Below are 266 nucleotides of genomic sequence, written 5' to 3'. Positions count from 1 at the left end.
GCTGGATATGCAGCAAGGCCTGATTCTGGAAGTCCACCACCTGGGGATTCTCCAGGGGATGGGAAATTTTCAGCAGGTAGGATGAGCCGTCCGCACAGGACAGCTGGAAATTCAGATCGCGCTCTCCAGCCAACGGCCGGATCGCGCCCAGCACGCCAAAGCATTCACTGGCGATGGCGCCAGCTCGCACCGGGCTGACCCGGGCCGGCTGCGCCTGTAACAAGGGATCATGCACAACCAGGGTATTCAGCGACACATCCATACAC

At 60.2% G+C, this 266-nt stretch carries 1 protein-coding gene; it reads right to left on the bottom strand.

Annotated elements, in window-relative coordinates:
- Nucleotides 1-256, bottom strand: a 256-nt coding sequence (locus tag AC0CH8_RS18895) for a hypothetical protein (RefSeq protein WP_465241199.1), incomplete at its 3' end; no start/stop codon positions are given.
- Between the last annotated feature and the right edge of the window lie 10 nt (nucleotides 257-266).

The sequence above is a fragment of the Sphingomonas sp. AC435 genome, from assembly GCF_979253005.1.
This window is presented reverse-complemented; position numbering and strand designations above follow the sequence as displayed.